The sequence below is a fragment of the Acinetobacter brisouisimilis genome (genome assembly GCF_000368265.1).
Classification (GTDB): Bacteria; Pseudomonadota; Gammaproteobacteria; order Pseudomonadales; family Moraxellaceae; genus Acinetobacter.
This window is the reverse complement of sequence record NZ_KB851218.1, coordinates 105448-125162: the sequence shown is the minus strand read 5'-3', so window position 1 is coordinate 125162 and position 19715 is coordinate 105448. Positions and strand designations below refer to the sequence as shown.

The following is a 19715-nucleotide window of genomic DNA, read 5'->3' as shown; positions in this document are numbered from 1 at the left end:
AATGGCGGACTCTTGTTGTTGCAAGCTGGATGCTTGATTAAGAGTAGTTATATATTTAAGGGCAAATGGATGTTGTACCGTTTGTTCTTGCATCATTCTCCAAGACTGAAAGTGATTTACTGATGCTTTTGTAATATGAACTTCAAAAATATTCGCCTTTAGTCTAATTTTTTTCACAAAACCGCAATCCTTTGTGTGCATAATGGGATGAACAAAAACAAAACCTGAGGTGTAAATGACAGTTAAAATTATTGCAGTAGATATGGATGGAACTTTTCTTAACGAAGATAAAAAATATAATAAAGCACGCTTTTTAAAACAGTATCAACAACTTCAACAACGCGGTATTCATTTTGTAGTTGCCAGTGGCAATCAACTTTCAACCTTAAAAAATTACTTTCCTGAGATTGCTCACCAGCTTGCTTTTATCTCCGAAAATGGTGCTTATGTGGTGGATGCGGAACAAGAAGTTTCATTTGCACATTTCTCTGCAAACTTGGTAGATCATATGCGTGTAGCAATTGCAGAGCGTTATGCAAGTGCACTGATTCTCTGTGGGAAACGTGGTGCGTATATTGATCGTGCAGTCCCTGAGCAAAATCTGGAAAAACTCAACAAATACTTCAAGTCTCTACAGCAAATTCCTGATTTGGCACAGGCTCAAGATCAGATCTGTAAAGTCACTTTAGATACTCGACAATATGATTTTTCAACGCTGTGCGATGATTTGCAGCAGTTTGAATTTATTGCGAATGGTTCGGTGAAAATGGTGTCGAGCGGTTTTGGCTTTATTGACCTGATTGTGCCAAATCGCCACAAGGCACACGGTTTACAATTACTGCAACAGCGCTGGAGTGTCTCGGCAGATCAGGTGCTCGCGATTGGTGATAACTACAATGACCTTGAAATGGTCAAACAGTCAGGTTATGGCTTTGCGGTTGCTAATGCTGTTGATGAGCTGAAACATGCAGCCAACTTTGTCACCGAAAAAAACAACCAGCAAGAAGTGGTACTCGACGTGATTGATCAGGTGCTGCTGGGGCAACTCCCATTTCATAGTCTGCATAAAAAGAGTGCTTAAACTGGCTGGATGCTGAGGATTCAGCTTATTGAATTTACAATAAAAAAGACGAGTTATTACCCGTCTTTTTGGATGTTAGCGAATGTTAACTCGTTTAAATATCACTCTCTGCACGTTTCAACATATCGTACAGTTCTTCTTTTAATTTAAGTTTTTTCAGTTTGAGCGTTTCAATTTCTTCTAGTCCAGAAGTCACGGGATCTTGCTCTAAACGAATGATTTCATGATCAATTGCATTGTGTTCGTCAAATAGTTTGGAAAAATGAGCATCTTCCTGCTTTAACTTGCTAATGAGTGCGCGATATTCTGGAAACATAGTTGCTCCTCGTGTGAGTATTAGATTGTTATATTTACACCGCATCAACAAATGCAACGCAATTTATAATGCTTGTGAGTTTTTTAATTCCTTATAGAGCTTATGTGATTATTTGGTTTTTTTACAGTACTTTGTATAAAAAATATTCCTGTATTTTGTAAAAATTCTCCACTTATTCGAAGTTCGCATGTCTGACTTGCTTACGCAGTTTTTGCACCTCATCAATCAAATCAAGCATCATCGCAACGGCTGAAAACGAGGCTTCAAAGTCTCGTTGTAAACGATAGGCTCGGCGTGCCCGACTGAGGTCTTCACCTAAAAAAACATGCTCTGCCGTGTCTGAACGGGTGGGTAAGATGTCGTATTCGAGTAGTTGCAGAATCCATTCTGGTGATTGCCCACATGTCTCAGCAAATTGGGTCAAAGTGAAACTGAGTTGGTCATCAATGATTTCCGAATCGGTGCAGTCATCACAGAGAATTTCACGATAATAAATAGTAGTCATAGCTCAACTCCTTAGCCTTGACGCGGGTTAAAGTCTGGAAAACTTGCCGCCAATTGTTGATACGCATGTTGTTGTTGCTCATTGTGAGCACTTGGAAAGACGATATTGAGAATTAGATATAAATGTCCTGCGGTTTTATTGGGAATCCCTTTATCTTTTAAACGTAATTGTTGGCCCTGTTTTGCATTTTTAGGAATGTTGACCTGTAATGCACCTGCAGGCGTATTTACGGTGATGCCATGTCCGAGAGCTGCTTCCCAAGGGCTAATTGGCACAGTCACATAGACATCACTGCCTTCAACCCGAACGCTGTCGGTATCTTGGTAACGAATTTCAATATACAGGTCACCGTTGGCTCCACCACGTATTCCGACCTGACCTTGACCAGAAAGGCGAATTTGTTGACCTTCTTTCATGCCTTTAGGAATTTTGACTTGTAAGGTTTTACGCTGGACTTCGGGTTCACCATAGGCATTGATGGTGGGGATTTGTAGCGTAATTTGTTGGGTTGTACCCTGATAAGCAACGTCTATCGGCACTTCAATACTGGCGTGTTGATCTTCCCCTCGATAAGATGACTGCTTACGCTGTGCCCCACCAAAACCTGACCCAAACCGCCCAAATAAATCTTCAAAACCATGAAAATCTGAGGCATTGCCTTGACGATAAAATTCGGCCTGATCAAAACCGCCTTGACCTGCTTGCCCACCAAAACCAGCAAAGCCCTGTGGGTGATCTAACATTTGATCATATCCTGCTTTTTTTTCAGGGTTGCTGAGCGTGTCATAGGCGACATTAATGGCTTGCATTTTGGCTTCAGCATCACTTTCTTTGCTAATGTCAGGATGGTATTTACGCGCCAGTTTGCGATAGGCTTTTTTGATTTCGTCTGCGCTCGCCTTGCGGTTGACTCCTAGTTCTTCGTAGTAATTTTTTGACATAGCTTTATCGCTGTTTATGGTTATCTTTTCCTCATTATGAAACGATTTTCATAGATTTCAACAGGCGTTGTGCATTCAATTGAATATAAAGATCGTGAAATTTTAAAATTCATCGCATAGAAGTATTTTCACAAAATACGGTTTCTCAGTTTTGCTGTGAGATTCAACGCAGTGATTCGCTCTATTGAGCTTAATGTGGGTAAAGGAAGGTTATCGTCAGCAGAAAGTTTGATGGGTACAGGCTAGTTTATGAAATTAATTTTTTATATCCCGTATGGGAGCTGCTGTCTATAAGTTAGATGAATTGAAGTGGTTCTTCAATTCATCTTAAATTGATTCATTTAACTGAGATGCTCGCCAAACAAGCCAAGTGCTTCTTCAGCGGTAAACTGATATTTGGTGTTGCAGAACTGGCAGTCCATCTCGATCGGATTTTGAAATTCCAGTGTTTCTTTGACTGCAGAAACGCCAATTTGAATCAGGGCATTGGCACATTTTTCTTTAGAACAGGTGCAACCAAATTGAAGCTGTTCCAGTTCAGGTAAACGTACATCTTCTTCGTTATATAAACGGTACAGAATTTCATTGGCGCTTAGGCCTGTTAATTCTTCAGCTTTCAGGGTTTCGGTCAGCATAATCAGACGAGGCCACAAGTCTTCATCGACAAAACGCTGTTCTTCTTCGCTGTTACGCGGCAGAAGCTGAATCAGTAAACCACCTGTGCGTTTTTCATTGCTTGCCAAGACAATATGCGTTGGAATTTGTGCTGACAAATCATAGTACTGCATCAGGCAGCTTGCCAGATTTGGTTGATCTAAAGGTACAATCCCTTGATAACGCTCGCCAAACTCAGGTTCGATATTGATAAATAATACAGGTTGGCTTAATGCAGCTAACACTGTGCTACTGTCCGTAGCCTGTTCAAAGCGTGGGTCTGCTTCAAAGTCGGCTAAAGCACGTACTTCACCCACATGGTTACATTCTGCCATCGCCCATTTAAACGTGCCTTGTGCCTGAATTTGCAGGCTGATACGCCCCTTAATCTTTAAGGTGCTGGCAAGTAGCGCTGTGGCACTGAGCATTTCACCCAGTAAAATCTGTACAGCTTGTGGATACTGACGCTGCTGCAAAATGGTTTGCAGCGCTTCTTCCAGATGAACCACTTCGCCACGAACAGGGCAGTTTTCAATATAAAAGCGTTGACGTAAATTAGACATATATTTCTCCAAGACCCTGTATTAATGGAGATGATATTATAAAACACAAGTTACTCAGACTCATCCCGTGCCACATTGATGCGTTGTTGATCTAAACCGCGACGTAAATTGACATCATCGCTTTTATTTTCAGCAAATGCATCACTTTCAAACAGATGCTCCAGTTCAGCCAGCGCATTACGGTGTGTTTCAAAGATTTTCTGTTCATCATTGTAAATATTTTGCTGTTCCAATAACAGCTTTTCATCGTAATCACGGAACAGCTCGATTTTCTGATACGCCGTAGCATCATCAATCCCGAGTTCACGTAAGGCACGATATGCCATACCCAGTGAGGATAAATAGGTTTCCCGCCAGATATAATGCACGCCCAAATCTCGTAGCAAATGCACATGATGGCGGTCGCGTGCCCGAGCCAGTAGGGTAATGTGCGGATAGTTCAGGGTAATGTGCCGAGCTACATTGAGTGAGTCTTCGACATCATCAATCGCCAGAATAAAAATTTTGACATGTTCAATACCAGCCGAACGCAAAATTTCAGGCTGAGTCACATCACCATAGTAGAGTGTGCCGCCGTATTTGCGTACAAAGTCGATTTGTTGCAGGCTATGGTCAATCGCAGTAAAGGGAATATGTTGCAGGCGGGCAACCCTCGCAATAATTTGCCCGAAGCGACCAAACCCTGCAATGATCATCGGATTATGCTGATTCGGAATCTCATCATAAGCAGGCTGTTCCTTACGGTCGAAACGCGGTGCAATCCAGCGACTCACCACCCAGTACAGCAGTGGGGTTAAAGTCATGGACAGCGTGACAATCAGGCTGACAGGTTCGAGCAAATGGCTTTTCAGTACGCCCGCATCTTGGGCAGTGGTGAGTACCACAAAGGCAAATTCACCACCTTGTGCCAGACAGGTTCCGAGCAACAGGCTGTTTTTCCAGCTGTTACAATAATAACGCCCGATCAAGGTCATGACACTGGCTTTAATCAGTAACAGGGCAACCGCACCACCGACAATGATTTCAGGCATGCTTTGCAGCAAGGAAAGCTGTGTGGTCATGCCCACAGTCATAAAAAACAGACCTAGCAGCAAGCCTTTAAACGGTGCGATACTGGCTTCGAGTTCATGCCGAAATTCGGAATCTGCCAACAGTACGCCAGTTAAAAATGCCCCGAGGGTGACACTGATCCCAAGAGTTTGCATCAACAGGACGACCGCTAGCACAATAAACAGCGCCACTGCGGTAATCAGTTCACTGGCACCACTTTTGGCAACAAAGCGAAAAAACGGACGCATGACAAAACGGCTAAATAAAAACAAGCCGCTAAAGGTGGCAAGAATCGCTGCAAAATAGGCAATACCATGATGTGCAGACTGGTTGCCTGCCAAAATCGGAATAGTGGCAAGCAGTGGAATGGCGGCGATATCCTGAAACAGCAACACTGAAAAGGCTTTTTGCCCATACGTGGTATTCAGCTGTTGTTTTTCGTTGAGCAGTTGCAGCACAAAGGCAGTAGAGGACAGCGCAAGAGCAAAGCCAATCACAAAACTACTGGCAAGTGATAAATGCAGCCCGAAATACAGAATCGGCATGATCACGATGCCTGTTCCGAGCACTTGCAGGCTACCCATCGCAAAAATGGATTCGCGTAACTGCCATAAGCGCTGTGGACGTAACTCAAGTCCGATCAGGAACATCAGCAAAATCACACCAAACTCTGCCATGTTCATAATCGCATCGGCATCACTGGCGATATTGAAGACACTCGGCCCTAAAATAATGCCCGTGAATAAATAGCCTAAAACCGTGGCCAGACCAAAACGCTTCCCCAAGGGAACCAGTAACAGGGCAGCACCCAAAAAAATCGTGATTTGCAGGAGTAGTGACATGAATCAGCCTTAATATTGAGCAGCAGAACATCGACCAAACCCAAACATCGAGTCAAGTAGCCAACTTTATCTCTTTGATCCATATATTATAAACAGCAATATTGCAGACAATGCCCGTAAATGGTCGTAGTTGTGTTAGTTCAATTCCTGCGGATCGACATCAATGGAAACACGGATATTTTTGGGTTGTTGCTGTATGACTTCAGCCCACCAACTTCGCACATACATGTGCAGGCGAGCACGATCTGTTGCCAGCAGCAGGAGATGTGCCTGATTGCGTCCGGCCTTGCGTTCCATCGGAGCAGGAATCGGTCCCCAAATCTCGATTTCATTGCCTGAAACACTACGCAGCTGGTTGGCAATCTGCTGTAAAAATGCCTGATTGTCGTTGGCATTGCGGGCTTGGCTACGCACCAGCATGCTGTAACGATAGGGTGGAAACTGTGCCAGTTTACGTTCCTTGAGCGTATGTTGGGCAAAGTAACGATAATCCTTTTCCAGCAACATATGAAACAGGGGATGCTCGGGGCGTAAGGTCTGAATCAGTACATCGCCTTTATGTTCACCGCGTCCTGCACGTCCAGCCACCTGAATAATCAGTTGTGCGGTGCGTTCCGTGGCACGAAAGTCGACACTGAGCAGGCCTGCATCAATATCTAACAGCGCCACCAGACTGACATAGGGAAAATGATGCCCTTTGGCTAGCATTTGTGTACCCAATAAAATTAGGGGCTGGTTTTGCTGAATCTGGTCATAGAGTTTTTGCCAGCTTCCGACCCGACTGGTACTGTCACGGTCAACTCGAAGTACAGGGTATTCGGGAAACAGTTCCTGTAAGGCTTCTTCAATTTTGACTGTGCCTATGCCAATCGGCTTTAAACTGTCATGGTTACAGGCAGGACAGTGCTCAGGCAAACGCTGCACCAGTCCGCAGTGGTGACAGTGCAAATGCTGATAGGGTTTGGTATGCAGGGTAAAATGCGCATCGCAATGCGGGCAGTTGGCTTGCCATGCACATTGCTCACAAATCAGGACAGGTGCGTAACCCCGACGATTGAGAAAGATCAAAACCTGCTGTTTTTTCTCAAGCCGCTGTCGAATCTGCTGAATTAACTGCTGGCTCAGCCCGTGTTGTTTCTGGGCAATTTTCAGGTCAATAATGTGCATTTGCGGTAAGACTGCATGACCTGCACGCTGGTTGAGTTGCAAATGCGTCAGTTTGCCTTGTTCGACCAATGCATAGCTTTCCATACTTGGAGTAGCTGAGCCTAAAATAATCGGGCAGTGTTGTAGATGTGCCCGATACAAGGCGACTTCGCGGGTGTGATAGCGAAAACCTTCCTGTTGCTTAAAAGACAGATCATGTTCTTCATCTAAAATGATCAAGCCAAGATTGGGCAGTGGGGTAAAAATCGCAGAGCGTGTACCCAAAATAATCGAAGCGTGCCCCGTTTGAGCCTGTTGCCATGCCTGTAAACGCTGCGCATCGGTTAAGCCAGAATGCAACATCACGGTATGACCGTGAAACCGTGACTGAAAACGGTGAATGGTTTGCGGGGTTAGCCCAATTTCAGGCACCAGTACCAGAACTTGTTTGCCTTTTTTCAGCACCTCGTGCATGACTTGCAAATACACTTCAGTTTTACCGCTGCCAGTAATCCCATCCAGTAAAAATGCCTGAAAATGATCTTGTGCCTTTAATATAGTTTGGATGGCTTTGCTTTGATCAGCATTGGCTTTGAGTGGGAGCTGCGCCAGTTGTACAGGTTCGTTTTTAATCTCGTGGTGTTGATATTCTGCACGAGCAATCCCTTTCTGGGCGAGGGCTTCAAGGGTTTTATTTTCAATCCCGCTGGCATTTAAAATATGCTGCGGTGCGCCGTGCGGTTTGAGTTTTAAAATTTTGTAGGCTTCTTGCTGGCGATGTGCATTTTTAAATGTCACTTCCGCATGCGGGTCAGTGAGTATCCATATTTTTGCCAAAATATCATAAGGTTTGCCCTGACGCAGCAGGGTTGGAAATGCGACAGGCAACACTTCTCCGAGTGGGAAATGGTAATACAGTGCTGCCCAATGCAATAATTTCAGATGGTTGGCATCCAGCAAACTGTGCTGATCTAGTAAGGCATGAATGGCTTTTAATTCAAAACGTGGATCTAGTGGTTCATCGGCTGCTAGTTTTTCTACAATGATGCCAATACAATGCCGTGCCCCAAACGGAACTGCCACACGTGCGCCCATCTCTGCCTGTTGATACTGCTCTGCACTCAAAGTGTAATCGAAACAGTCATATAAATGAACAGGAATAGCAACTCGAATCCGAAATGGTAAAGGCATAAACATCACTTATTTTGAATTTGACAGCACTATGCAAGATTTGTTTGGACGTTGACAAGTCTGACACTGAAAAAATGCGAAATTTACCTGAAAAGTAGCAATAAAGAATAATTTAACATCTTAATTTAGAACAAGAATAATTATCAAAGCCAATAGTTACAAGAAACTCTAAAGATGGACGGAAATCAGACTGTTTCTTGGTTTTAAAACTTCGCATAATGCAAAAAGACAATGTTTTTATCGGAAGAGATAAAGCATGAAAACCTTATTCTTAGCTGATGTGCATGAGTTGCACTGGAAAATGCTCAAAGCGGTGTGTTTAATTGCCAGTTTATTGCCCGCAAAGCATGTGGCCGATGTTTTATGGCATGTCAGTCATGCTGAAAGTCAGATCGTTTTGGGATTCTTTGCGCTTAGTTTATTTGCATCCTGTGCCAGTTTGAGCTTTATTGGCGCGTTGCATATTTTAACGCTGTCAGTGAGTGATATAAAACATCCATTTGAACAACGGATCATACACATCTATCAACATGTACCCATGCTGTTTTTGGCAGGGGTAGTCACATATTTGGTGATGAGTTTTCAGTATTAAATGATGAAGCGTGTTGGCTACCTGATGCAACCAACACGTTGCTTGAATTAACGACGAGACTTAAACGACACGTCAATCTGACGTGGACGATAGCGCAAACTTAGTAACAGCAATAAGGCAGAGAAAATCAATACAGGTGCATTGCCCAAACGGTTATACAAGGTTTGACCTGTATATGCAGGTAATTCACCGCGCAATACAAAGGTTTTATCTTGAGGCGCCTGTTTGACAATATGCCCTTGCGCATCAATAAACGCAGTCACCCCTGTATTGGTGGCACGAATAAACCAGCGTCCATTTTCTTTGGCACGCATCTGAACCATTTGTAAATGCTGCCAAGGGCCTGCGGTGCCTGTAAACCAGGCATCATTGGACACAGTCACCATAAAGTCACTGTGTTCGGCATTCAGGCGGGTTAGGTTCGGATAAGCGACTTCATAACAAATCACCGCACCTAAATTGTGTCCCTTCACAGACAGCGGTTTTTGCCCTGACTGACCTGCAGTAAATCCACCTGCACTGGCATCATTTTGCAGGGAAGGTAAAACCCACTTGAGTAAGCCTGCCAGTGGCACATATTCGCCAAAGGGTACAAGACGCTGTTTCTGGTATAACCCAGAAGTCTGCTCGCCAGAAGCCATCAGGGCATTATAGAACAATGGTTTTTGTGCCTTGATCGAGCCAGCTTCATCAAAGTAAGGGATGCCTGTCACCCATGCAGAATGTTTGGCAAGCGCTTGATGGTTAATGTCTTGTAAAAATGGCTCAATGCTATTTTGTGGCATCGGAATCGAAGACTCTGGCCAAACCACTAAATCCTGTCCCCATTCTGGAGCGCTTAAGTCGTGGTAAATTTCCAGTGTACGGTTCTGATAGCTGGTCAGCCATTTCAGATCTTGTGGAATATTGCCCTGAATTAACGATACCTTTAAAGGTTTCCCAGCTTTCGGATAGACAAATACAGCAAACGAAGCTGCCCATGCACCTGCCAGTAAGACCACGATTGGTACAGCCCAGAACCATTTCCGCCGAATCATTTCTACTAAGCCACAGGCAATCGTCACGGCAATAAACGAAATGCCAAAGACTCCAAAGAGTGGTGCATATTGGTCTAAAAAGCGTTCGGTAAAGGCATAACCGACAAATAGCCACGGAAAGCCTGTAAATACCCAGGTTTTTGCCCATTCAAAAAACACCCAAAGGGGTGCAAAAGTCAGTGGTGTTTCAGGGAAAAATCGTCGGTAGACCCAGGCTTGTAACGCACTAAACAGCGCCATAATACTGGCCATAATTGCAATCAGTAATACACTGAAAAATGCACTGGTATCGCCGTATTCATGAATCGAGGTGTATAACCAAAATGCACCCACAAACCACAAGCCGAAACCATAACACCAGCCAACCAGTAATGCTTGAGGGGCGGAACGTTGTTGCAAGCAGGCATATAAGACGGCAGGGCTAATCAGTGCCACAATCCAAATATAATAGGGCGCCAAAGCGAAAATAAAGGCGGAACCTGCCAGTAATGCAATCAGACTAGCGAGCCAAAGTGGAAGTTTTGCCGTGCTGTTATTTTTAGAAGATTTTGCGATGAAGATTTGACTCATTGACGCACAGCCTGAATTAAATGAATCGTACGTGCATCAGCTTCTAAAATGGTAAATTGCCATTGGTTTAGCTCAATCACTTGCCCTTGCAAATCATTGACTAAACCGAGTTCTTGTAACAGTAAGCCGCCAACCGTTTCGACTTCATCATCTGAGAAATCGGCATCTAGTACACTATTAAAATATTCAATTGGAGTGAGTGCTTGCACCAGCCATGCGTTGGAAGTGTTATGTTTCGGGTCAGGGACAATATAACTGGCTTCTTCATCTGCCGTGTCATGTTCATCCTCAATTTCCCCGACAATTTCTTCTAAGATATCTTCTAGCGTGACCAGACCAGAGGTTGCACCGTATTCATCAATCACAATCGCAATATGAGTCTGGGTGTTTTTCAACATACGCAACACTTGGTCAGAACGGGCACTTTCAGGCACGAACACAGGCTGGCGCATAATCGCACGAATATCGAGTTTGGCTTTCGGGTCAATCAAAAATGGCAATAAATCTTTTGCCAGTAAAATTCCCACCACATTTTCAGGTTGGTCGGTTGAAAACACCGGAAAGCGTGAATGTGCTGAATCAATCAGGACATGCAAAATATCGAGCAGTTCGTCATCTTCTTGTAAGCTGATCATGGCGGTACGGGGTGTCATGACTTCGCGAATTTTGGTGGCAGGTAAGTCCAGCACACCTTCAAGCATTGCCACTGTATCGGGTTCTAAAAAACGGCGAGAATCTTGGACAAGTTTTAATAATTCATCTCGGGTTTCAGGCGCTGTGCCTAACCATTTTCTTAAGCCTCGCATCCCCCACGATGGGCTTGATTCCTCGTGCATGATTGTTCCTAAAATGGGTGTTTTTTTACTGAATGGGCCTCAATCATACCGAAGAAAAAACCGAGATGCATCTAATAAACTGAATCTTGCAACGACAATACAACGAATTGAGAAAAAACAAGTCCTGTTGTACTTTATGCTAAAATAAAGTCGATTTTTTATCTTGGGTTTACCATGTCTGAAGCTCCTGTTACTCCTGCCATTCAACTCAATACCCGTGGGCTGCGTTGCCCTGAACCTGTCATGATGCTGCATCAAGCGATTCGTAAAGCCAAATCAGGTGAAGTGGTAGAGGTATTTGCGACTGATCCATCAACCTCATGGGACATTCCAAAGTTTTGTATGCATTTGGGACATGAACTGTTGTTGCAGGAAGAGCAGCTCGATGAGCAACAGAAGAAGGAATACCATTACTTGGTGAAAAAGGGTTAAACCTGACAAAGTACGGTTTGTTTCAACCTGTCCTCAGATTGATACGTAACGCTATACTGGTTTGATTGATCGCTCTACAAACTATGCAGGATGAGATCGGAACCGAAAAATATACAAGTACAGGTTTTAAGTCTTGCATGGTTCAAAATGCTCAATCTGATCAGGAAAAATGCAATAAGCTACAAAAAAATAATGAAAGCGTATTTAGCATTAAGTTTGAAAGATTAAACTTAGCTTCAAATGAGATTGGGGTGAAAAAAGTGCCCTGATGGTCACAAATCGGTACTTCCCCCATCTCTTTGTGTACCTTGGTACATGGTCATTTTTATATCCCGATTTAGTTAGGAAAGCACGATGAACAAATTACATAGCATGACTTCTGTTGCAGCATTATTGGCACTGTCTGTAGCCGGTACAGCCGCTCATGCTGCTGACAATCAGCCTGCATCTGCCAGCAGTGTACAAACCAGTGAAGCCAAAAGTGCAATGATGAAAAAATCAACGCAACATAAAACAGTTCAGCATAAAAAAGCTGCTGATGCTTCATGTGGTGGTCACAAAGCAGGTGATGCTTCATGTGGTAGCAATCACTAAACAGCTGATGTTGACAGTCCAGTGACTGTCAACATGCTGATCTATTGAGGAAGGTCATGCACAACTTGACAGGTGTTGGCTTGGGGTTACGGCGTGAGCTGATTGATGCATTTTTGCTGGCTGAGCAGTTACCTGACTTTATTGAAGTTGCGCCTGAAAACTGGATGGGTTTTGGTGGGCGGCATGCCAAGCAGTTCGCGGCATGTGTTGAACGCGTGCCCCTGATTTGTCATGGCTTATCGTTGTCGATTGGCGGGCCGCATCCGCTGAATCTGGAATTTGTCGGACAGATCAAACAGTTCCTGAAACAGCATGACGCACTATTGTACTCAGAACATTTAAGTTATAGCCATGATGGTGGCTATTTGTATGATTTACTGCCTATTCCGATGACCGAAGCTGCCGTTCGCTATGTTGCCGAACGGATTTTAAAGGTACAGGACATTTTAGGGCAGCGCCTAGTGATTGAAAATGTCTCAACCTATGCCATGCCTGCAGCAGAAATGACTGAAGCTGAATTTGTGCGGGCTGTACTTGAAGCGGCGGATTGCGAGCTTCTGCTCGACGTCAACAATGTCTATGTCAACAGTGTTAATCATTGTAGTGATGCGCAAGCATTTATTCGTGCCATGCCGCCTGAACGGGTGCGTTACTTGCATGTTGCAGGACATCAGCAGGTTAGTCCCGATTTACTGATTGACACACATGGTGCAGCAATTGCCGATCCTGTCTGGCAATTACTGGCATACACTTATCAACAGATCGGTGTCCGTCCGACACTATTAGAGCGTGATTTTAATCTGCCTACATGGTTAGCGTTACAGCAAGAACTGCAACAGATCCGACAGATTCAGCAGGGGCATAAAGATGCGTACTGAAGCCGATTTTCAGCAAGTTCAGCATCAGTTTTGCCAAGCTATCCGACAGGCAGATCCTGCGCAGTTGCCACAGCTACAACCCGAGCGTCTACAGCTATATCGGGAACTGTTACTGAACAATATCACCAGTTTTATTGACAATGTTTATCCGATTGCCAAAAGCTTGCTTCCTGAGTCACTGTGGCGGCAGTTGATTCATGATTTCTTTGCCAAAGAACAATGTCAGTCACCATTCTATAATGAAATTTCCCTGCAATTTCGTGACTATCTCAGTCAGGAACGACATGCTGTCCTTGAGCAATATCCGTGGCTGGTTGAACTGTTGCAATATGAATGGCTGGAATTGTATCTGGATACGATCGAATTATCAGACAGTGTATTAGAAAACTCAGAACAGTGGCAACTCACAACACCAGTTTGGGTGTTGGTCTATCAGTATCCTGTGTATCAGTGGCAGTTGGGCATATCTATCGATGAATGCCAACCGCAGCCGAGCGCGATTATGGCGTGGCGTGATGTGCAAGATCAGATTCAGGTTGATGTACTGCATCCTGTCATGGCAATTTTAATCGAACAACTCAGCCAAGGTCCCCAATCGACTGAACAGCTAACACAGGTGCTTGAACAGTATTTCCCTGAATGGAATGCGGAGCAGTATGGTCAGCAACTCGATGAATTGGCTATTTATTTGCAGCAACAAAATCTTCTAAGAACGAGCTTGTTTTAAACGCTGTATTGATCCCCCATAACAACCTCAATTGCTTATTTTACCAAGCATTGCTTTTCTAGGTCTAAACTACGATGTTTGACATCTGCACTGATAAAAAAATCCCCGATGAATCGGGGATTTTTTAGCTAGCTTCGCTCTTTTATGTACATGAGGAACGAAATACAAAGCAGGGCTTTTGTGGTATCACACGTGCGAAAGCGATGCTTTTCAAATTACATATTTGGATAATTCGGTCCACCACCACCCTCAGGTGCAACCCAAGTAATGTTCTGTGACGGATCTTTAATATCACAGGTCTTACAGTGTACACAGTTGGCTGAGTTAATCTGGAAGCGTTTTGAACCGTCATTCTCTTCCACAATCTCATATACCCCAGCAGGGCAGTAACGCTGTGCAGGCTCATCCCATTTTGGCAGATTCACGTTCACAGGAATTGAAGCGTCTGCCAGTTTCAAATGTGATGGCTGATTTTCTTCATGCACAGTATTGGAAATAAACACTGAGGATAAACGGTCAAAAGTCAGTTTGCCATCCGGTTTTGGATAGTCAGGTTTAAAGTTAACAGCATCCACCGTTTTTAACGCTTGGAAGTCAGGTAACAGGTCGTGCAGAGTAAATGGAATGCGGAACACATTCTGGTCAATAAAATTGAATCCACCGCCAATCCAAGTCCCAAATTTATGCATCGCAGGGCCAAAGTTGCGTGAGTTATATAACTCTTCTTTGAGCCAGCTATTTTCATATTTTTGAGTGTACGTAATCACTTCTTTGATGAAGACATCATCACCTTCAGTGACACGAGCAAAACCGACTTCACCACCTTGAGCTACGCCCGCAGCGATGGCTTCAAAGATCGCTTCACCACAGAGCATGCCCGATTTCATGGCAGTATGTGAGCCTTTGATTTTGGCAAAGTTCAGGAAACCTGCATCATCACCGATCAGGCAGCCGCCTGGGAAAGTCAGTTTTGGTAGTGAGTTAAAACCACCTTTAACTACAGCACGTGCACCGTATGAAATACGCTTGCCACCTTCCAGAACTTGCTTGATCAGCGGATGGGTTTTCCAGCGCTGCATTTCCATAAATGGATACACATGCGGGTTTTCATAGGACAAGTCGGCAATTACGCCCAAAGATACTTGGTTGTTTTCACCGTGATATAACCACCAGCCACCAGCCGTGCCCGTTTCAGCAAAAGGCCAGCCTGTGCCGTGCATCACCAGACCTGCTTGATGCTTTTCAGGATCAATTTCCCAGAGTTCTTTAATGCCGATACCGTAATGCTGTGGATCTGCATCTTTATCCAGATTGTATTTGGCAATCAGGCGTTTACCCAAGTGACCACGGCAGCCTTCGGCAAACAGCGTGTATTTGGCATGTAGCTCATAGCCTGGTGCAAAGTTATGGGTTGGTTGACCGTCTTTGCCAATGCCCATGTCACCTGTTTGGATACCTTTAACTGAACCATCTTCATGGAACAAAATCTCAGATGCAGCAAAGCCTGGAAATACCGAAACTTCCAGTTCTTCGGCTTTTTGCCCTAACCAGCGTACTACATTGCCCAAAGACACCACATAGTTGCCATTGTTATGCATGGTTTTGGGTACCATCCAGTGCGGGGCTTCTTTATGTGTGCTGTCTGATAGCAAGAAATAGGTTTTGTCCTGAGTTACAGGGACATTCAGCGGAGCACCTTCTTCTTTCCAGTTTGGAAAAAGTTCATTCAGTGCACGTGGCTCAAGCACCGCTCCAGAGAGAATATGCGCGCCAACTTCGGAGCCTTTTTCAACAACACAAACGGAAAGATCGGGTAAATTGTTTTCAATTGCGAGTTGACGAATTTTGATTGCGGCAGAAAGACCAGAAGGTCCCGCGCCGACGATCACGACGTCAAATTCCATCGATTCGCGTTCGATGTGCTCCATGTAGGACTCCTCATATTGCAAAAAGGTGGCAACCAAATCTGTAAGCTGGTGCTGCCATGAGCGTTCTTTGGGTGTAGATCAGTATTTCGGTTAGTATAGATTTAAACCGCATTCAGTCCACTGACTGAGAGGGCTGTATTTTCTGTCAAATAGGGCATAAAAGCGATGGCAAATCAAAAGATTTCCCCCGATATGAGCAAAAAAACATCAAGTCACGATGATAAAAATTTTAAACAGATTACTCAATACTTAAAAGATGGACAGCAAGGTCACAAAAGGTCAATTCCCCCTCTTGACCAGTGGCACCCAAAGCATTGTGGTAAAATGGATTTAATCATAAAATCCAACGGAGAATGGTGGCACGAAGGTCAATGCATCACGCGCCAAAGCCTGATTGACCTGTTTTCCAGTGTGCTTTGGAAAGAAAACGATAGATTTTATTTAAAGACGCCTGCCGAGCAGATTGAGATTGCCGTTGAGGATGCGCCGTTACATGTGAGTCAGGTCGATCAGGTCAATATTGATGGAAAAAGTTATTTGCAATTGACCACCACCAATCAGGATATTGTGATGGTGGATGCTGAACATTCGATTTTTATGCAGCAGTATCAGGGTGAGTGGCGTGCTTATGTGCATGTGCGCTTTGGCTTAAATGCGTTGATTCAACGCAGTTGTTTTTATCATTTAATAGACTATGGAATATTGAGTGAAACTGAGCAAGGGGACAGTATTTTGTCTTTACAAAGTGGTGATTTACTCTTGCAATTACGTAGCTGAGGTTTAAGCTTTATAGATATCTTTGATTGCCTTGAAGTCTGACCATGACCGCAATACAGCCTCGACCGCTTGTTTCCCAAGCCATGCCCAAAGCCGATGCCCATGCGCCTATCGGGATTTTTGATTCAGGAATTGGCGGGTTATCTGTTGTGCAGGAAATTGCCAAACATTTACCCAACGAACGCATTATGTATTTTGCGGACACCGCACACGTACCGTATGGGCCACGCTCAGGGCAGGAAATTCGTGAGTTGACTGCAAATGCAATCGAATGGCTATATCGTCAGGGATGTAAAGCTGTAGTGGTGGCGTGTAACACAGCCTCAGCATTTAGTCTGGACTATTTGCGTGAACACTATGGTGAAAATTTTCCGATTATTGGTTTAGTGCCTGCACTTAAGCCTGCAGTCCTGCAAACCAAAACCAAAGTGGTTGCCGTACTGGCAACGCCCGCCACTTTTCGCGGACAACTGATTAAAGATGTCATGCAGCATTTTGCAGAGCCAGCAGGGGTTAAAGTTCTGCCTGTCACCTGTTTGGAATTGGTTCCTTTAATTGAAGCAGGACAGCAAATGAGTCCACATTGCTTAGATGTATTAAAACAATGCTTGACCCCTGCGGTTGAGCAGGGTGCCGACTGCTTGGTGTTGGGCTGTACACATTATCCATTTTTGAGCGAAGCGATTCGGCAGGTATTTGGCAACCAGCTTAAGCTGATTGATTCGGGTGTCGCCGTAGCCCGACAAACATCACGTATTTTAAGCAAACATGCCTTACTCAATAATCAACCGATGTCTGGGACGCAGATTTTCTGCTATGCCAGTGGTGGTAAAACCCCTCAGTTAGTGACAGTGATTGAGCACCTGATGCCGTTACATTTACATTGGGAGATTGCAAATCCTGCACTGTGATTTATACTGAATCGCTGTTTTTTTATATGAATTAAAAATTAAGTCTGTTTTATTTCTTACAGTACACTCAAGAGCATAATTATGGTCGATAAACGATACCAAGTGTTTATTTCAACTTCGGGGCAGGAAATGTTACCCGAGCGAAGTGTACTGTGTCAGACCTTGGTTGGAATGGGCTTTTTTGCTTGGGGACTCGAACAAAGAACCCCTCTAAGCACAGCTTTGGCACGCCGTCAAATCGATGACTGTGACTACGTGATTATGTTGCTGGGCAGCCATTATGGTGAGCAGTCTATGTCAGGCGTGAGCTATATGCAGCTCGAATATATTTATGCGGTCAGTAAAGATAAACCGATTATTGTTTTTGTACATTCAGACCCTGAGTCACGCCGCGATCTTTTGCCGAAAGAACCAGATATCGTGCAGGAAAAATTTCATGCCTTTCGCAAGATTTTGTTGCAGGAAGTGGAGCACATTTTTTATTTTCGCAATACGCGGGAGCTTGAATTAACAGTCAGAATGAACATGTCAAATATGTTGATTCGTTACCCTGCTTGGGGGTGGGTTCGTCCACAAAATACACAAGCTTTAAATAATGAAATCGTTGCACTCAAAGAAAAAATAAAAGGGCTTGAAACCCAGTTGGCACAAAAAAAAACAGATCCATTGTTAAGTTATCCTAAAATTACCAGTCAAGACACTTTTGAGTGTGAATATCAGTTACATGCTTATCAGGATGGTAATTTTAAAGAGCTGAAATTAAGCCGCCAAATGACGTGGCTAGAAATTCTACAGATTTTATACAGCGTCTTCAAAAATCCAACGCCAGAAGAATATTTTTCCATTCGCATCAATGATTATTTGAACGAGACTGGTTTAAAGGATGCACAGCTACAAATGTTGCGTGCGCACGCGGTAGCACGTTCCCAGATTAATTTTCGAGTATTGCAAAACATTAAGCAGCAGTTACGGCAAAGCGACTGGATTGTCCCCGTCGGGCGTGATGACCGTCAGCGCACCCTGTGGAAATTTACCGAAAAGGGTTTGAATTTGCTTGATAAAATGACAGCAAACAAAGCATCCTTATGATATGTTGCAAGCAGTGTACAATCAGCGCATGAATGGATAGGTTCAGTGTGAATAAACCCAAGATTACTGTCATTTTAGCCAACTTAGGCACGCCAGATGCGGCAACCGTACCCGCAGTACGTGAATTTCTAAAAGAGTTTTTGTCAGATTCTCGAGTCATTGAAATCCCTAAACTGCTTTGGCAAATTATTTTGCGGGCTTTTATCTTGCCATTTCGCCCAAAACGGGTGGCGCACGCTTATGCTTCGGTTTGGGGTGAAGACTCGCCGATGCGGGAAATCATGTTTCAGCAAGTGGCATGGTTAAAGCCACGACTTGAAGCGGCTTACCCAGACTTTGAACTGAATATTGTGCCTGCCATGAGCTATGGCAACCCAGGACTAAAAGCACTGTTACAGCAACTTCCACTACAAGAACATTTGCTGGTCTTGCCATTATTTCCGCAGTATTCAGCAACGTCGACCGCACCGCAGTACGATCAGTTAGCAGCATGGGTGATGCAGCAACGCAATTTACCTGGCTTGACGATTATTCGCGATTATTATCAGCACCCGCTATACATTCAGGCATTGGCAGAAAGTGTACGCAATTATTGGGCTGAACATGGTCGCGCTGAAAAACTGTTGATGTCATTTCATGGTATTCCACAGCCGTATGCAGACAAGGGTGATCCGTATGCCGATCGCTGTCGCATCACCGCAGACAAAGTGGCACACGCTTTGGGTTTAAGTGATGAACAATGGGCCATCAGTTTCCAGTCTCGCTTTGGTAAGCAAGAGTGGGTTAAACCTTATACTGATGCCTTACTGACTGAATGGGCACAGCAAGGGATCAAATCTGTACAAGTGCTCAGTCCTGCTTTTTCAGCAGATTGTTTGGAAACTTTAGAAGAACTCGCCATTCAAAACGCCGAGCTGTTCAAAGCTCAGGGCGGACAGTCTTATGCCTATATTCCTGCTTTAAATACTCAGCCTCTGCATTTGCAGTTGTTTGAACAATTGCTGTCGGCGCATCTTACCGCGTTACAACAGACCTTTGCCAGTTACTGAGAATAG

19 protein-coding genes are annotated in these 19715 nt (G+C 44.2%); 10 read left to right on the top strand and 9 right to left on the bottom strand.

Going from position 1 to position 19715, the window contains the following annotated elements; all coding sequences use genetic code 11:
- The first annotated feature begins 235 nt into the window (after positions 1–235).
- The gene (locus F975_RS01970) at positions 236–1081 is read left to right on the top strand and encodes a Cof-type HAD-IIB family hydrolase (RefSeq protein WP_004749816.1); all 846 of its coding nucleotides are present in this window, start codon (positions 236–238) and stop codon (positions 1079–1081) included.
- 94 nt (positions 1082–1175) lie between these two features.
- On the opposite strand, the gene F975_RS01965 is transcribed toward F975_RS01970, so the two are convergent.
- The 6 genes from F975_RS01965 to F975_RS01940 all read right to left on the bottom strand — a co-directional run bounded on the left by F975_RS01965 (position 1176) and on the right by F975_RS01940 (position 8289).
- Positions 1176–1397: an HP1242/YdcH family protein gene (locus F975_RS01965; protein ID WP_004749814.1), complete on the bottom strand. Its 222-nt coding sequence runs from the start codon at positions 1395–1397 to the stop codon at positions 1176–1178.
- A gap of 172 nt (positions 1398–1569) precedes the next feature.
- A complete protein-coding gene (locus F975_RS01960; protein WP_004749813.1) occupies positions 1570–1902 on the bottom strand; it encodes a chaperone modulator CbpM in 333 nt (110 codons plus the stop codon).
- Between the two features lie 11 nt (positions 1903–1913).
- Positions 1914–2843 carry a DnaJ C-terminal domain-containing protein gene (locus tag F975_RS01955; RefSeq protein ID WP_004749811.1) on the bottom strand — a complete coding sequence of 310 codons (930 nt, stop codon included), beginning with the start codon at positions 2841–2843 and terminating at the stop codon, positions 1914–1916.
- A 341-nt stretch (positions 2844–3184) separates the two neighbouring features.
- Complete coding sequence (hslO, locus tag F975_RS01950; protein WP_004749810.1) at positions 3185–4060, bottom strand: Hsp33 family molecular chaperone HslO; 876 nt, start codon at positions 4058–4060, stop codon at positions 3185–3187.
- 50 nt (positions 4061–4110) lie between these two features.
- The gene (locus F975_RS01945) at positions 4111–5952 is read right to left on the bottom strand and encodes a monovalent cation:proton antiporter-2 (CPA2) family protein (protein ID WP_004749809.1); all 1842 of its coding nucleotides are present in this window, start codon (positions 5950–5952) and stop codon (positions 4111–4113) included.
- A 135-nt stretch (positions 5953–6087) separates the two neighbouring features.
- Positions 6088–8289: a primosomal protein N' gene (locus tag F975_RS01940; RefSeq protein ID WP_004749808.1), complete on the bottom strand. Its 2202-nt coding sequence runs from the start codon at positions 8287–8289 to the stop codon at positions 6088–6090.
- A gap of 256 nt (positions 8290–8545) precedes the next feature.
- Between F975_RS01940 and F975_RS01935 the strand changes: the two genes are divergently transcribed.
- A complete protein-coding gene (locus F975_RS01935) occupies positions 8546–8881 on the top strand; it encodes a hypothetical protein (protein ID WP_004749807.1) in 336 nt (111 codons plus the stop codon).
- 47 nt (positions 8882–8928) lie between these two features.
- Here F975_RS01935 and lnt read toward each other — a convergent pair whose 3' ends face one another.
- Both lnt and F975_RS01925 read right to left on the bottom strand, forming a co-directional pair.
- A complete protein-coding gene (lnt, locus tag F975_RS01930) occupies positions 8929–10488 on the bottom strand; it encodes an apolipoprotein N-acyltransferase (RefSeq protein WP_004749805.1) in 1560 nt (519 codons plus the stop codon).
- Positions 10485–11324: a CBS domain-containing protein gene (locus F975_RS01925; protein WP_004749804.1), complete on the bottom strand. Its 840-nt coding sequence runs from the start codon at positions 11322–11324 to the stop codon at positions 10485–10487. The genes lnt and F975_RS01925 overlap by 4 nt, the downstream gene beginning before the upstream one ends.
- A gap of 174 nt (positions 11325–11498) precedes the next feature.
- Between F975_RS01925 and tusA the strand changes: the two genes are divergently transcribed.
- From tusA to F975_RS01900, 4 genes are all read left to right on the top strand, one after another.
- Positions 11499–11756, top strand: a complete 258-nt coding sequence (gene tusA / locus F975_RS01920) for a sulfurtransferase TusA (RefSeq protein ID WP_004749802.1) — start codon at positions 11499–11501, stop codon at positions 11754–11756.
- A 354-nt stretch (positions 11757–12110) separates the two neighbouring features.
- On the top strand, positions 12111–12350 hold the full coding sequence (locus tag F975_RS01910; RefSeq protein WP_004749801.1) for a hypothetical protein: 240 nt from the start codon (positions 12111–12113) through the stop codon (positions 12348–12350).
- Positions 12351–12406: 56 nt separating this feature from the next.
- Positions 12407–13228: an HvfB family MNIO-type RiPP peptide maturase gene (locus F975_RS01905; protein ID WP_004749800.1), complete on the top strand. Its 822-nt coding sequence runs from the start codon at positions 12407–12409 to the stop codon at positions 13226–13228.
- Entirely contained in the window at positions 13218–13955 is a 738-nt protein-coding gene (locus tag F975_RS01900; RefSeq protein WP_004749799.1) for an HvfC family RiPP maturation protein, read from the top strand. Before F975_RS01905 ends, F975_RS01900 begins: the two co-directional genes overlap by 11 nt.
- Before the next feature lie 215 nt (positions 13956–14170).
- Here the strand turns inward: F975_RS01900 and F975_RS01895 are convergent, their stop codons facing one another.
- On the bottom strand, positions 14171–15883 hold the full coding sequence (locus tag F975_RS01895; RefSeq protein ID WP_004749798.1) for an electron transfer flavoprotein-ubiquinone oxidoreductase: 1713 nt from the start codon (positions 15881–15883) through the stop codon (positions 14171–14173).
- A gap of 165 nt (positions 15884–16048) precedes the next feature.
- Between F975_RS01895 and F975_RS01890 the strand changes: the two genes are divergently transcribed.
- The 4 genes from F975_RS01890 to hemH all read left to right on the top strand — a co-directional run bounded on the left by F975_RS01890 (position 16049) and on the right by hemH (position 19709).
- Positions 16049–16660 carry a DUF1285 domain-containing protein gene (locus F975_RS01890; RefSeq protein WP_004749796.1) on the top strand — a complete coding sequence of 204 codons (612 nt, stop codon included), beginning with the start codon at positions 16049–16051 and terminating at the stop codon, positions 16658–16660.
- A 44-nt stretch (positions 16661–16704) separates the two neighbouring features.
- A complete protein-coding gene (gene murI / locus F975_RS01885; RefSeq protein WP_004749795.1) occupies positions 16705–17571 on the top strand; it encodes a glutamate racemase in 867 nt (288 codons plus the stop codon).
- Between the two features lie 81 nt (positions 17572–17652).
- Positions 17653–18660 carry a DUF4062 domain-containing protein gene (locus tag F975_RS01880; RefSeq protein ID WP_004749794.1) on the top strand — a complete coding sequence of 336 codons (1008 nt, stop codon included), beginning with the start codon at positions 17653–17655 and terminating at the stop codon, positions 18658–18660.
- 32 nt (positions 18661–18692) lie between these two features.
- Positions 18693–19709, top strand: coding sequence for a ferrochelatase (gene hemH, locus F975_RS01875; RefSeq protein ID WP_034425575.1), 1017 nt, complete (start codon positions 18693–18695; stop codon positions 19707–19709).
- The last annotated feature ends 6 nt before the right edge of the window (positions 19710–19715 follow it).